Source organism: Pseudomonas sp. UBA6562 (assembly GCF_002434265.1).
Lineage (GTDB): Bacteria > Pseudomonadota > Gammaproteobacteria > Pseudomonadales > Pseudomonadaceae > Aquipseudomonas.
Window position 1 is genome coordinate 207,782 of the sequence record NZ_DJJS01000006.1, and the last position, 12,950, is coordinate 220,731.

At 65.8% G+C, this 12,950-nt stretch carries 13 protein-coding genes; 2 read left to right on the forward strand and 11 right to left on the reverse strand.

All coding sequences use genetic code 11. The features are described from left to right. Positions 1-2: 2 nt before the first annotated feature. The 7 genes from hflX to B4M43_RS08520 all read right to left on the reverse strand — a co-directional run bounded on the left by hflX (position 3) and on the right by B4M43_RS08520 (position 7,332). Positions 3-1,304, reverse strand: a complete 1,302-nt coding sequence (gene hflX, locus B4M43_RS08490) for a ribosome rescue GTPase HflX (protein WP_296266038.1) — start codon at positions 1,302-1,304, stop codon at positions 3-5. Between the two features lie 12 nt (positions 1,305-1,316). Further along, positions 1,317-1,577 carry an RNA chaperone Hfq gene (gene hfq / locus B4M43_RS08495; RefSeq protein WP_028631835.1) on the reverse strand — a complete coding sequence of 87 codons (261 nt, stop codon included), beginning with the start codon at positions 1,575-1,577 and terminating at the stop codon, positions 1,317-1,319. A 93-nt stretch (positions 1,578-1,670) separates the two neighbouring features. Continuing rightward, complete coding sequence (miaA, locus tag B4M43_RS08500) at positions 1,671-2,642, reverse strand: tRNA (adenosine(37)-N6)-dimethylallyltransferase MiaA (protein WP_296266043.1); 972 nt, start codon at positions 2,640-2,642, stop codon at positions 1,671-1,673. 1 nt (position 2,643) lies between these two features. Then, on the reverse strand, positions 2,644-4,566 hold the full coding sequence (gene mutL, locus B4M43_RS08505; RefSeq protein WP_296267287.1) for a DNA mismatch repair endonuclease MutL: 1,923 nt from the start codon (positions 4,564-4,566) through the stop codon (positions 2,644-2,646). Then, the gene (locus B4M43_RS08510) at positions 4,566-5,999 is read right to left on the reverse strand and encodes an N-acetylmuramoyl-L-alanine amidase (protein WP_296266045.1); all 1,434 of its coding nucleotides are present in this window, start codon (positions 5,997-5,999) and stop codon (positions 4,566-4,568) included. Before B4M43_RS08510 ends, mutL begins: the two co-directional genes overlap by 1 nt. Positions 6,000-6,010: 11 nt before the next feature. Further along, the gene (gene tsaE, locus B4M43_RS08515) at positions 6,011-6,484 is read right to left on the reverse strand and encodes a tRNA (adenosine(37)-N6)-threonylcarbamoyltransferase complex ATPase subunit type 1 TsaE (protein ID WP_296266047.1); all 474 of its coding nucleotides are present in this window, start codon (positions 6,482-6,484) and stop codon (positions 6,011-6,013) included. Beyond that, positions 6,472-7,332 carry an NAD(P)H-hydrate dehydratase gene (locus B4M43_RS08520; protein WP_296266049.1) on the reverse strand — a complete coding sequence of 287 codons (861 nt, stop codon included), beginning with the start codon at positions 7,330-7,332 and terminating at the stop codon, positions 6,472-6,474. Before B4M43_RS08520 ends, tsaE begins: the two co-directional genes overlap by 13 nt. 65 nt (positions 7,333-7,397) lie before the next feature. Between B4M43_RS08520 and queG the strand changes: the two genes are divergently transcribed. After that, the gene (queG, locus tag B4M43_RS08525; RefSeq protein WP_296266051.1) at positions 7,398-8,471 is read left to right on the forward strand and encodes a tRNA epoxyqueuosine(34) reductase QueG; all 1,074 of its coding nucleotides are present in this window, start codon (positions 7,398-7,400) and stop codon (positions 8,469-8,471) included. Between the two features lie 9 nt (positions 8,472-8,480). On the opposite strand, the gene B4M43_RS08530 is transcribed toward queG, so the two are convergent. Then, entirely contained in the window at positions 8,481-9,092 is a 612-nt protein-coding gene (locus B4M43_RS08530; protein WP_296266052.1) for a trimeric intracellular cation channel family protein, read from the reverse strand. Positions 9,093-9,181: 89 nt separating this feature from the next. Then, positions 9,182-9,724 carry an oligoribonuclease gene (orn, locus tag B4M43_RS08535; RefSeq protein WP_296266054.1) on the reverse strand — a complete coding sequence of 181 codons (543 nt, stop codon included), beginning with the start codon at positions 9,722-9,724 and terminating at the stop codon, positions 9,182-9,184. 126 nt (positions 9,725-9,850) lie between these two features. On the opposite strand from orn, the gene rsgA reads away from it, so the two are divergent. Continuing rightward, positions 9,851-10,882 carry a small ribosomal subunit biogenesis GTPase RsgA gene (gene rsgA, locus B4M43_RS08540; protein WP_296266057.1) on the forward strand — a complete coding sequence of 344 codons (1,032 nt, stop codon included), beginning with the start codon at positions 9,851-9,853 and terminating at the stop codon, positions 10,880-10,882. Between the two features lie 112 nt (positions 10,883-10,994). On the opposite strand, the gene motB is transcribed toward rsgA, so the two are convergent. Next, positions 10,995-12,062, reverse strand: a complete 1,068-nt coding sequence (gene motB, locus B4M43_RS08545) for a flagellar motor protein MotB (protein WP_296266059.1) — start codon at positions 12,060-12,062, stop codon at positions 10,995-10,997. Positions 12,063-12,065: 3 nt separating this feature from the next. Continuing rightward, positions 12,066-12,917: a flagellar motor stator protein MotA gene (gene motA, locus B4M43_RS08550; protein ID WP_296266061.1), complete on the reverse strand. Its 852-nt coding sequence runs from the start codon at positions 12,915-12,917 to the stop codon at positions 12,066-12,068. Positions 12,918-12,950: the final 33 nt, after the last annotated feature.

The window sequence follows — 12,950 nt, forward strand, 5'->3', positions numbered from 1 at the left end:
ATTTATTGCAAAGTGTGTTGCGCAACGAACGCTTGTGGCTCGTGCCCGTCTCGGGTGACCAAACGATTGAGCTCCACCCAGGGCAGACGCACGCTCAAGAGGCTGCTGCCGTCTTCGTCGTGAGCCTCGCTCTGCACGGCGCCCATTGAGAAGAACTGCGCACGCAAACGGGCGAATTGCTGCCCAAGGCGCAAGGTACCGACGAACAGGTCGTCGCCCAGCAACTCGGCGATCGCCTGGCCCACCAGTTCCAGGCCACGTCCATCGCGCGCCGATACCCAGACCCGCTCCGGCTTGCCGTCGGCATTGCGCTGGATCTGCGGCTCGACCTCTTCGAGCAGGTCGAGTTTGTTATACACCTCGAGGATCGGCAAGCCTTCGGCCCCGATCTCGCCCAGCACTTCCAGCACCTGTTCGATCTGTTCCATGCGCTCGGGCTCATGGGCGTCGATCACGTGCAGCAGCAGGTCGGAGTTGCTCGATTCCTCGAGCGTTGCGCGGAACGCTTCGACCAGCTTGTGCGGCAGGTGCCGAATGAAGCCTACGGTGTCGGCCAGCACGATCGGACCGAGGTCCTTGAGCTCCAGGCGCCGCAGGGTCGGGTCGAGGGTGGCGAACAGCTGGTCGGCGGCGTACACGTCCGAGGAAGTCAGGGCGTTGAACAGCGTCGACTTGCCGGCGTTGGTGTAGCCCACCAGGGACACCGAAGGGATGTCGGCGCGGCGCCGACCGCGGCGGGCCTGCTCACGCTGGCTGCGCACCTTCTCCAACCGCGATTTGATCTGGCGCAGACGCACGCGCAGCAGACGACGGTCGGTTTCCAGCTGGGTCTCGCCCGGGCCGCGCATGCCGATGCCGCCCTTCTGCCGCTCGAGGTGGGTCCAGCCGCGCACCAGGCGCGTGCTCATGTGCTCGAGCTGGGCCAGTTCGACCTGCAGCTTGCCTTCATGGGTACGGGCGCGTTGGGCGAAGATGTCGAGGATCAGCCCCGTCCGGTCGAGCACGCGGCACTCGAACACACGTTCGAGGTTGCGCTCCTGACTGGGGGTGAGGGTGTGGTTGAAGATGACCAGGTCGACATGCTCGGCCTTGACCAGGTCGCGCAGCTCTTCGACCTTGCCGCTGCCGATGAGGAACTTGGCTGTGGGCTGATGGCGCGTCACCGTCGACAGCTGGACGATGTCGGCGCCTGCCGACAGCGCCAATTCCTGGAACTCCTGCGGGTCTTCGCGCGCCTCAGGGTTCTGACCTTCCAAGTGAACGAGCAACGCCCGTTCACCACCACCGTGGCGCTCAAAGAACAATGCGGGCTCCTATCAGGCGTTGCCTGGTTCGCTGTCACCTGACTCGGAATCGGACGGGCTGGGCAGACGTACCGGACGGGCCGGGACGACAGTGGAAATGGCGTGCTTGTAGACCATCTGGCTGACGGTGTTCTTCAGCAGTACCACGAACTGGTCGAAGGATTCGATGGAGCCTTGCAGCTTGATCCCGTTGACGAGGTAGATGGATACCGGGACCTTTTCTTTTCTCAAGGTGTTCAAGTAAGGGTCTTGTAGCGAATGCCCTTTTGACATATGCCGCACTCCTGTAAGGATCAATAATAGAAATTCTGGAAAAACTACGAATTCTGCCGACCTTCGCAAGGATAGCCGGCAATAGGCGGGGACTCAGCTCAATATGGAGACGCTTCCCAGGTATTTCAAGGTGCGGGACAGATTGTCGCAGGCCAGACTGTCCAGCCAATGTACGTCGGACCAGCCGCGCAACCAGGTGAACTGCCGCTTGGCCAATTGACGCGTGGCGATGATACCGCGTTCCTGCATCTCATTCTCATCCAGTTTGCCATCGAGATGGTCCCAGACCTGACGGTAGCCCACCGCCCGAATGGACGGCAGACCAGCGTGCAGATCCGCTCGATCTCGCAGCTTTCGGACCTCGCCGACGAGGCCCTGTTCCAGCATTTGAGAAAATCGTAGCGCAATTCGCTGATGCAGAATGTGACGATCTGTAGGCGCGATGGCCAAGCTGGCGACAGTATAGGGTAAATGCCCGGCTGCGCCTGCGTCTGCGTCGCGACTTTCAGCCAATTGACGGGCGCGGTGGGCGGTCATGCTCAGGCCACTGACGCGGTACACCTCCAGCGCCCGGATCAAGCGCTGCGGGTCGTTGGGGTGGATGCGCGCGGCCGACACCGGATCGACCTCGGCCAACTGCCGGTGCAGCGCCTCCAGGCCCTGGGTCTGTGCCAGGTGTTCGAGCTCGGCGCGCACCTGGGCATCGGCGGCCGGCATGTCCGCCAGTCCGTCGAGCAATGCCTTGTAATACAGCATGGTGCCGCCGACCAGCAGCGGGATGTTGCCGCGTGCGCTGATCTCGGCCATGGCCTGCAAGGCGTCGCGCCGGAACTCGGCCGCCGAATAGCTCTGCGCCGGGTCGAGGATGTCGATCAGCCGGTGCGGATGTGCGGCCAAAGTCGCCTTGTCGGGCTTGGCGGTGCCGATGTCCATGCCGCGATAGACCAGCGCCGAATCGACGCTGATCAGCTCGCAGGGCAGATGGCGGGTGAGTTCGATGGCCAGGTCGGTCTTGCCGGCCGCCGTCGGGCCCATCAGGAAGATTGCAGGGGGGTTGCCGCTCATGTCATCGACCGCGAAGGAACAGTTTATCCAGATCGTCCACACCCATCTGGGTCCAGGTCGGCCGGCCGTGGTTGCATTGGCCGCTGCGCTCGGTGGTCTCCATGTCGCGCAGCAGGGCGTTCATTTCGGGCAGGGCCAGGCGGCGGTTGGCGCGGATGGCGCCGTGGCAGGCCATGGTGCCGAGCAACTCGTTGAGGTGCGCCTGGATGCGGTCGCTGGTGCCGTATTCCATCAGGTCGGCGAGCACGTCCTGCACCAGCCGGTTGGCCTCGGCCTGCTTGAGCAGCGCGGGAATCTGGCGGATGGCCAGGGTTTCCGGGCCCAGGCGCTGCAGCTCGAAGCCCAGGCGCTGGAACCACTGCGCATGCTCTTCGGCGCAATCGGCCTCGCGCTGGCTCATGGCCAGGGATTCGGGCACCAGCAGCGGCTGGCCGCTGAGCCCTTCGCTGGCCATGGCCACCTTCAAGCGCTCGTACATGATCCGCTCATGGGCGGCGTGCATGTCCACCAGCACCAGGCCAACGGCGTTCTCGGCGAGGATGTAGATGCCCTTGAGCTGCGCCAGGGCAAAGCCCAGCGGGGGAATGTCGCCTTGCTGTTCGGGCAGCGCCGCCGTAGCGGGCGCGCCGTTGGTCAAGGGCGCGAAGTACTCGCGGTAGACCGCCTTGGCTTCGGCCAGCGGCATCGACTGCGGCGCACGCGGGGTGTACTGGTAGCCATAACCCGCACCTGCGCTACCGCCGTTCGCTGCGGGCGCGGCGTAAGGTTGCCCCTGGGGCTGTTCCAGGGTTGCGGCGGACAGGCGCATCTCGCCCTGGCCGCCGAACTCGCCGGCTTGCAATCCGGTCGGGCGCACCCCGGTAGGCTGTACCCCTTCGCTGGCAGCAGCAGGCGCCGCCAGCTGGTCTTCCGGACGCACCTCGGCAATCGCCCGATAGAGGGTGCTGTAGAGAAAATCGTGCACCATGCGCCCCTCGCGGAAACGCACTTCGTGCTTGGTCGGGTGCACGTTGACGTCGACGCCGCTCGGCTCGAGCTCGAGGAACAGCACGAAAGTCGGATGCCGGCCGTTGAACAGCACGTCGCGATAGGCCTGGCGTACCGCATGGGCGACCAGCTTGTCGCGCACGGCACGGCCGTTGACGAAGAAGTACTGCAAGTCGGCCTGGCTGCGGGAAAAGGTCGGCAGCCCTACCCAACCCCAGAGGCGCACGCCATTGCGCTCGACGTCCACCGGCAGGGCCTGCTCCAGAAAACCCGGCCCGCAAATGGCGCCCACGCGCCGCGCGCGGCTGACTTCGTCCGACGCCTCGTGCAGGCTGAGCACGCTCTTGCCGTTGTGGCGCACATGGAAACCCACGTCGAAACGGGCCAGGGCCAGGCGCCGGATGACTTCCTGCAAGTGATCGAACTCGGTTTTCTCGGTCTTGAGAAACTTGCGCCGCGCCGGGGTGTTGAAGAACAGGTCGCGCACTTCCACCGACGTGCCGACCGGATGCGCCGCCGGTTGCACCCGAGGCGCCATGTCGCGGCCTTCGGTTTCCACCTGCCAGGCTTCGCTGGCGTCGACGGTGCGCGAGGTCAGGGTCAGGCGCGACACGGAACTGATCGAGGCCAGCGCTTCGCCGCGAAAGCCTAAGCTGAGCACGCCTTCGAGGTCTTCGAGTTCGCGGATCTTGCTGGTGGCATGGCGCGCCAGCGCTAGCGGCAAGTCGTCGGCGGAAATGCCGACGCCATCGTCGCGCACGCGCAGCAGTTTGACGCCACCCTGCTCCACTTCGATGTCGATGCGCCGCGCGCCGGAGTCCAGGCTGTTCTCCAACAGCTCCTTGGCCACCGAGGCGGGCCGTTCGACCACCTCGCCCGCAGCGATCTGGTTGGCCAGCCGCGGGCTGAGCAGTTCGATGCGCGCTCCACCGCCCATCATTGCGACGCCAGCGTAGTGGCGGGAATGTTCAGGTGCTGGCCGACTTTCAGCTCATCGCTCTGCAAGCCGTTGGTCGAGCGCAGGCTGGCCACGCTGACCTGATAGCGCACGGCGATCATGGCCATGGTCTCGCCAGGGCGCACCGTGTGGTCACGCGGGCCCTGGGCGATCTTGCCGCTGTCGCGCAGCCAGGCGATGTAGGTGCCTGGCGGCGGATTCTGCTGGAAGAACTGCCGAAGCCCCGTATGGATCGAGCGGGCCAGGGCCTGCTGATGGCTGGGCGTGGCCAGCTTGTTGGCTTCGTTGGCATTGGAGATGAAGCCGGTTTCCACCAGGATCGAAGGGATGTCTGGCGATTTGAGCACCATGAAGCCGGCCTGCTCGACGCGCTGCTTGTGCAGCGAGGTGATGCGGCCCATGTTGCCCAGCACCTTCTGCCCGACGTTGAGGCTGGAGCTGAGGGTGGCGGTCATCGACAGGTCGAGCAGCACGCCTGCGAGCATGCGGTCCTTGTCGTCCAGGCTGACGTTGCCCGCGCCGCCGATCAGGTCGGAACGGTTTTCCGTGTCGGCCAGCCAGCGTGCGGTTTCGGACGTGGCGCCACGGTCGGACAGGGCGAACACCGAGGCGCCGAACGCGGCCTTGGACGGCGCGGCGTCGGCGTGGATGGAGACGAACAGGTCGGCGCCTTTCTTGCGGGCGATCTCGGTGCGCTTGCGCAGCGGGATGAAGTAGTCGCCGGTACGGGTCAGCTCGGCGCGGAAGCCTTTTTCGCTGTTGATCTGGCGCTGCAACTCCTTGGCGATCTGCAACACGATGTCTTTCTCGTGCTGGCCACGCGAGCCGGAAGCGCCCGGGTCTTCGCCGCCGTGGCCGGCGTCGATGGCCACGACGATGTCGCGCTTGCCGTTGGGCACCGGCTGCAGCTTGATTTGCGGCCGCGCCGGGGTGACCGGCACGGCTGGGGTGTTGTCCGGCGGGATCACGCTCGTCACCGGCGCAGGCGCCGGCGTGCTGGCGGCGATGGCGTCGGCTTCCTGGTCGTACAGGTCGACCACCAAACGGTTGCCGTACTGCGCGTTGGGCGCCAAGGTGAAGCTCTTGGGCGTGACGGCCTTTTTCAGGTCGATGACCACGCGCAGGTCGGTCGGGGTGCGCTGCGCCGAGCGCACGCTGGTGATCGGGGTGTTGGAGGTGGCGGCGTTCAGCGAGCCACCGAGGGTCGCGCCATTGATGTCGATGACCAGCCGGTTCGGGGCGCTCAGGGTGAACACGCTGTGCTGCACCGGGCCCGACAGGTCGAAGACCAGCCGCGTGTTATCCGGCGCGCGCCACAGGCGCATGCTCTTGACCTGCGTGACGGCCAACGCTTGCAAAGCCACTGTGCTGAGCAACAGCCCAACCACGGCGGCCAGTGCGCGTATGCGCATACCTACCCCACTCACTTGTGATTATCGGCGGCCAGAGCGGCACACCATGCTTGGCCACGAGGGCTGTGTGGCGCCAGAACCAGCGAGCGTCCGCCCGCCTGGGCGCTCATGGTAATGGTCAGGTCGGGCTTTGGCAAAACGCCTGCACCCTTTTCGGGCCATTCGAACAGACATAGGGCTTCTTCCGCGAAATAGTCGCGGATGCCCATGAACTCCAGCTCTTCGGGATCGGCCAGGCGGTACAGGTCGAAATGGTAGACGCGCTGCGCGCCGATCTCGTACGGCTCGACCACGGTGAAGGTCGGGCTTTTCACCGCCCCCGTATGCCCCAGGCCGCGGATCAGCCCACGGGACAGGGTGGTTTTGCCGGCGCCCAGGTCGCCCTCCAGAAAGACGCTGCCGTGGCCGCCCGTGACCGCGGCCAGGCGCGCGCCAAAGGCGACAGTGGCCGGCTCGTCGGCAAGAAAAAGGGTTATGCCTGACACGTTGAATGTTCCTCTAGCAACTCTCGAATGACCGGTATCACATCGCTGGCCGCCAGCCCCCTGCCCTGCCCGCCGAGCCGTTCGCCCGCGCAGGCATGCAGCCAGACACCCAGCGACGCCGCCTGCCAGGCGTCCAGGCCCTGGGCCAGCAACGCGGCCAGCACGCCGGTCAGCACGTCGCCGAAGCCGGCGCCGGCCATCGCAGAGTGACCACGTTCGCATACCCCCAGTTCCCCGCCTGGCGCGGCGATCAGGGTGCCGGCGCCCTTGAGCACGCAAATGCTGGAATGGCGGCGCGCCAAGGTGCGGGCGGCCCAGGGCCGGTCGGCCTGCACGGCCTCAGTGGAAATGCCTAACAGCCGCGCGGCTTCGCCCGGGTGTGGCGTGAGGATGCTGCCAGCCCGCAGGGCCAGCGGGTGGCTCGCCAACAGGTTCAGCGCATCGGCATCCCACACCTGCATCTGCTCGCTGCGCGCCACCACCGAGAGCAGGCTGCGGCCCCAGGCGGCCTGGCCCAAGCCCGGACCGACCACCAGTACTGTGGCGCGCTCGAGCACGTCCACCAGTTGATTGGCCGAGTGCACGCCCAGGCACATGGCTTCCGGCAGCCGCGCCAGGCTCGCCGGCACATGTTCCGGGCGCGTGGCCACGCTGACCAGGCCGGCGCCACAGCGCAGCGCGGCCTCGGCGCTGAGCAGCACAGAGCCGCCGGTGCCGAGGTCGCCACCGACCACCAGCACGTGGCCGAAATCGCCTTTGTGGGCATCGGCCGGGCGTGGCGCCGGGCCTGCAAGGTCGTCGCCGATCAGCACGCGGGGTGCGTTGGGGCTGTGTTTGGTCTGGGGCATAGGGTCAAGGGCTCCGATGTCTGGCAGAATTATACGCACCTGAGCCCGTATTGCCTTACCCATCCATGTCCGCTTCCCTGCCCGACCTCACCACACTGACCCAGTCGATCAAAGACTGGGGCCGCGAACTCGGTTTTGCCCACGTCGGCATCGCCGGCATAGACCTTGGCGAGCACGAACAGCACCTGGAGCGCTGGCTCGACGCCGGCTACCACGGCGAAATGGACTACATGGCCGCCCACGGCAGCAAGCGCTCGCACCCTGCCGAACTGATTCCCGGCACCTTGCGTGTGGTTTCGCTGCGCATGGACTACCTGCCCGGCGACACGCGCATGGCCCAATTGCTGGCCCAACCCGACAAAGCCTACGTCTCGCGCTACGCCTTGGGTCGCGACTACCACAAGCTGGTGCGCAAGCGCGTGCAGCACCTGGCCGAGCGCATCCAGCAGGCCATCGGCCCGTTCGGCTACCGCGCCTTCGTCGACAGCGCGCCGGTGCTGGAAAAGGCCCTCGCCCAAGAAGCCGGGCTCGGCTGGATCGGCAAGAACACCCTGCTGCTCAACCGCAAGGCCGGCAGCTACTTCTTTCTCGCCGAGCTGTTCGTCGACCTGCCGTTGCCGGTCGATGCCGCCCAGGCCAGCGAGCACTGCGGACGGTGCAGCGCGTGTTTGGAAGTGTGCCCCACCCAGGCCTTCGTCGGCCCGTACGTGCTCGACGCGCGGCGCTGCATCTCCTACCTGACCATCGAACTCAAAGGCGCCATTCCAGCGGAACTGCGCCCCTTGATCGGCAATCGCGTGTTCGGTTGCGACGACTGCCAGATCGTCTGCCCGTGGAACCGCTTCGCCAAAACCACTCAGGAAAACGACTTCATGCCCCGCCACGGCTTGGACAACGCCGACCTGGCCGAGCTGTTCCTGTGGGACGAAACGCGCTTTCTCAGCCTCACCGAAGGCTCGCCCCTACGCCGCGCCGGCTACGAGCGCTGGTTGCGCAACCTGGCGGTGGGCCTGGGCAACGCGCCTTCGACCATCCCCGTGCTCGAAGCGCTGAACGCGCGCCGCGAGTACCCCTCGGCATTGGTCAGGGAGCACGTCGAGTGGGCGCTGGCCGAACACCGGCGGCGCAGCGAGGCGTGAACGCCGCGTCTACTGCTGATCGTCGTAGTGGAATTTGGGCATTTCCCAATGGAAACGGATCGCCAGCAGGCGTAGCAGGAAGCCGCCGAACAAGGTCAGCAGCATGGACTGCTCGGCCGGCACCTGGAAGTGCACGCACGCCAGGTAGAACCAGGCTGCGGCGAACGACACGCTGGCGTACAGCTCCCGACGAAACACCAGGGGGATGTCGTTGCAGAAGATGTCGCGCAGGATGCCGCCGAACACGCCCGTGATCACCCCGCTGATCGAAGCCACCAGCATGCCCTGGCCCATTTCCAGGGCGGTCATGCAGCCGATCAGGGTGAAGGCCACCAGGCCCAAGGCATCGAGCACCAGGAACAGGGTGCGCAGGCGGCGCATCAGCGGGGCGATGAACATGGTGAGGATCGCCGCCAGGCTGGTCAGCACCAGGTATTCGGGGTGCTTGACCCAGGTCAGTGGGTAGTGCCCGAGCAGCACGTCGCGCACCGAGCCGCCGCCGAGCGCGGTGACGCAGGCGATCAGCACCACGCCGAACCAGTCCATGCCGCGCCGACCGGCCGACAGCGCGCCGGTCATGGCCTCGGCGGTGATGGCGATGAGGTAGAGCATCAGCAGCATGGCGCAGGTCCGTGGGCAAAAGGCGCGCAGTCTAACCAGTCTGCCCGCGCACCAGAAGGGGGCAGCGGGACAATCGCTGCCCGCGCCGCTCAGACCTTGATGAAATGCTCGCGGTAGTGCTGCAGCTCGGCGATCGATTCGCGGATGTCGTCCAGCGCCAGGTGGGTGCCGCCCTTCTGGAAGCTGTCGCGCACGTGGGGCGCCCAGCGCGCCGCCAGTTCCTTGAGGGTGGAGACGTCGAGGTTGCGGTAATGGAAGTAGCTTTCCAGCGTCGGCATGTGGCGATAGAGGAAGCGGCGGTCCTGGCCGATGCTGTTGCCGCAGATCGGTGACTTGCCCTTGGGCACCCACTGTTCGAGGAACGCGATGGTCTGCGCTTCGGCCTCGGCCATGCTGATGCGGCTGTCGCGCACGCGCTGGGTCAGACCGGAATTGCCGTGGGTACGGGTGTTCCATTCGTCCATGCGCGCCAGCACGTCGTCGCTGTGGTGGATGGCGATCACCGGGCCTTCGGCCAGGGTGTTCAGATCGCTGTCGGTGACGATGGTGGCCATCTCGATGATGACGTCGTTGTCTGGATCCAGGCCGGTCATTTCCAGGTCGATCCAGATCAGGTTCTGTGGGTTTGGCATAGAGGCTCCTCGGGTAGCCAGTCATAGTAGCCTAGCCGGCGTGCGGCCTGAAGCGAGCGAATCGGCGCAGGGCACGCCGTGCTAGACTGCGCGCTGTTTTCTCCAAGCCGCCACAACGGAACCCTCATGGCCAAACGCCAACTCAATCGCCGGCAAAGCTGGCGCATCGAAAAGATCCAGGGCGAGCGCGCCGCGCGCGCCGCCAAACGCGAGCAACATGCATTGCAGGAACTCGAAGGCGGCGACCTGGGCCCCGAGCAGTTGGGCCTGGTCATCGCGCATTTCGGTGTGCAGGTGGAGGTCGAAGCGCAAGAGGGCGACAACGCCGGCGAAGTGTTCCGCTGCCACCTGCGCGCCAACCTGCCGGCGCTGGTGACCGGCGACCGGGTGGTGTGGCGCTCGGGCAACCAGGGCATCGGCGTGATCGTCGCGCAGATGCCGCGCACCACCGAGCTGCGCCGGCCGAACAACCACGGCCAGCTCAAGCCGGTGGCGGCCAACGTCGATCTGATCGTCATCGTCTTCGCCCCGGCCCCCGAGCCGCACCCCAACCTCATCGACCGCTACCTGGTGGCCGCTGAGCATGCCGGCATCCGCCCGCTGCTGCTGTTGAACAAGGCCGACCTCATCGACGAGCACAACGCCCCGGCGCTCAACGCCTTGCTGCAGGTGTACCGCGACCTCGGTTACCCGCTGCTGGAAGTCTCGGCGCACCAGGGCGACGGCATGCAGCGCCTGCAAGCCCTGCTCGACGGGCATATCAGCGTGTTCGTCGGCCAATCGGGTGTAGGCAAATCGTCGTTGGTCAACAGCCTGCTGCCCTTGGCGCAGACCCGGGTCGGCGACTTGTCGGAGTGGTCGGGCCAGGGCACGCACACCACTACCACCGCGCGCCTGTACCACTTCCCCAATGGCGGCGACCTGATCGACTCCCCCGGCATCCGCGAATTCGGCCTGGGCCATGTCAGCCACGTCGATGTGGAGGAAGGCTTCATCGAGTTCCGCGACCTGTTCGGCACCTGCCGCTTCCGCGACTGCAAGCACGACCGCGAGCCCGGCTGCGCACTGCTCAAGGCGCTGGAGGAAGGGCGCATCTCGCAGCAACGGATGAACAGCTACCGCTCGATCATCGCCAGTTTGCCGCAGGAAACCTACTGAGTTCGGCAACCGCTGCCCGCTGAACGCGCAACGCCCATGACCGTGGCACGGTTCATGGGCGTTGTGCTTTTGGGCGCGACAAACGACAAGCGCTCTGTCGATGGCGGCCAGGTTACTCCTGGCTGTCTTCCATGCGCAGCGTGCCGTCTTCGAAGATGTTCAGCTTCTGGCGCAGCTCGCGCGGTTGCAAGGGCGCCTGCTGCGCACCATCGAGGCTGGCGCTGGGCGGTGCCGTAGCGCCCGCCGGCGTGGTGCCGGCCGGTGCTGCGCCAGGGGCCGCGGCACCGGGCGCCGGCGTGCCTTGCGGGGTGTCGCCGGGTGCCTGGCTGCCCTGCTCGCCCTCGATGTCGCGCTGGGCCTTCTTGGTCAGCACCACGATGTCGATCCGCCGGTTGACCGGGTTGAGCGGGTCCTTGCGGTCGAACAACGACGACGAACCGTAGCCCACCACCCGCGCCACCTGATCCTCCGAGTAACCACCGGCGACCAGCGCGCGGCGCGCGGCGTTGGCGCGGTTGGCCGACAGCTCCCAGTTGCCGAAGCCGCCGCCGCCCACGAACGGTTTGGCGTCGGTATGGCCGCTGACGCTGATCTTGTTCGGCACCGCCTTGATGGTGTCGGCCATGGCCAGCAGGATGTCTTCGAAATACGGCTGCAAGCGCGCGCTGCCCAGGTCGAACATGGGTCGGTTCTCGGCGTCCATGATCTGGATGCGCAGGCCGTCCTGGGTGATCTCGAACAGGATCTGGTCCTTGAACTTCTGCAGCTCCGGGTTCTCGTTGACCTTGTTCTGCAACTCCTGCAACAGCAGTTCGAGGCGCTCGCGCTCGACCTGCTCGGCCATGCTCTCGATCTGGTCCTTGTTCACCTGCGGGTTGAGCGGCGGCGTGGACTCCATCTTCGGCTCGGGGTTGATGGTCTTGTCCGGCGCCATTTCCGGCGAACCGCCCAGGTCGATGACGTAGGGCGTGCCGCTTTCGGCGAAACCGATCGGGTCCTGGAAGTAGCCGGCGATGGCGATCTTCTGCTCCGGGGTGGCCGTGGACATCAGCCACAGCACCAGGAAGAACGCCATCATGGCGGTGGCGAAGTCGGCGAAGGCGATCTTCCAGGCACCGCCGTGGTGGCCGTCGCCGAAGCGCTTGACGCGCTTGACGATGATGGGCTGGTTGTTCTCCATGACTCAGCGACCGCGTACCGACTGTTCCAGCTCCGAGAAGCTCGGGCGATGGCCCGGGTAAAGCACCTTGCGGCCGAACTCCACGGCCAGGGTCGGCGGCATGCCCGAGGCCGAGGCCACCAGCGAGGCCTTGATCGCCTCGTAGACGTTGATCTCTTCCTTGGCGTCGTGCTTGAGGCAGTTGGCCAGCGGACCGAAGAAGCCGTAGGCGGCGAGGATACCGAAGAAGGTCCCCACCAGCGCCGCGCCCACGTGCATGCCGATGGCCGCCTGGTCGCCTTCGCCCAGCGAGGCCATGGTCACCACGATGCCCAGTACCGCGGCCACGATGCCGAAACCGGGCATGCCGTCGGCGATGCCGGTGACTGCGTGCGAGGGGTGTTCGAGTTCTTCCTTCATGTTCAACAGTTCCATGTCGAACAAGCCTTCGAGCTCGTGCGGCGCCATGTTGCCGGTGGACATGATGCGCAGGTAGTCGCAGATGAAGGCGATCATCGACGCGTCGCCGACGATGGACGGGTATTTGCTGAAGATGGGGCTGGCGGCCGGGTCTTCGATGTCGGCCTCGATGGCCATCATGCCTTCGCGGCGGCTCTTGTTGAGGATCTCGTAGATCAGCCCGAGGATTTCCAGGTAGAAAGCGTGGTTGAAGCGCGACTTGAACATCTTCAACGACTTCTTGAAGACGTGCATGGTCATGTGGCCGGGGTTGGCCTGGATGAACGCACCCAACGCGGCACCGCCGATGATCAGCACTTCGAAGGGCTGGATCAGCGCCGCGATCTTGCCGTGGGAAAGCACGTAACCGCCCAGCACGCTGGCGAATACGATGATGATGCCGATAATTTTTGCCATAAAATTCAACGTATTGACGTGGGTGATCTAGGA

Excerpts from the sequence above, each read along its gene's own strand:
- hfq (WP_028631835.1), bottom strand. The coding sequence starts at position 1,577 with ATGTCAAAAGGGCATTCGCTACAAGACCCTTACTTGAACACCTTGAGA.
- miaA (WP_296266043.1), bottom strand. The coding sequence starts at position 2,642 with ATGAGCGGCAACCCCCCTGCAATCTTCCTGATGGGCCCGACGGCGGCC.
- mutL (WP_296267287.1), bottom strand. The coding sequence starts at position 4,566 with ATGGGCGGTGGAGCGCGCATCGAACTGCTCAGCCCGCGGCTGGCCAAC.
- B4M43_RS08510 (WP_296266045.1), bottom strand. The coding sequence starts at position 5,999 with ATGCGCATACGCGCACTGGCCGCCGTGGTTGGGCTGTTGCTCAGCACA.
- B4M43_RS08520 (WP_296266049.1), bottom strand. The coding sequence starts at position 7,332 with ATGCCCCAGACCAAACACAGCCCCAACGCACCCCGCGTGCTGATCGGC.
- queG (WP_296266051.1), top strand. The coding sequence starts at position 7,398 with ATGTCCGCTTCCCTGCCCGACCTCACCACACTGACCCAGTCGATCAAA.
- B4M43_RS08530 (WP_296266052.1), bottom strand. The coding sequence starts at position 9,092 with ATGCTGCTGATGCTCTACCTCATCGCCATCACCGCCGAGGCCATGACC.
- orn (WP_296266054.1), bottom strand. The coding sequence starts at position 9,724 with ATGCCAAACCCACAGAACCTGATCTGGATCGACCTGGAAATGACCGGC.
- rsgA (WP_296266057.1), top strand. The coding sequence starts at position 9,851 with ATGGCCAAACGCCAACTCAATCGCCGGCAAAGCTGGCGCATCGAAAAG.
- motB (WP_296266059.1), bottom strand. The coding sequence starts at position 12,062 with ATGGAGAACAACCAGCCCATCATCGTCAAGCGCGTCAAGCGCTTCGGC.
- motA (WP_296266061.1), bottom strand. The coding sequence starts at position 12,917 with ATGGCAAAAATTATCGGCATCATCATCGTATTCGCCAGCGTGCTGGGC.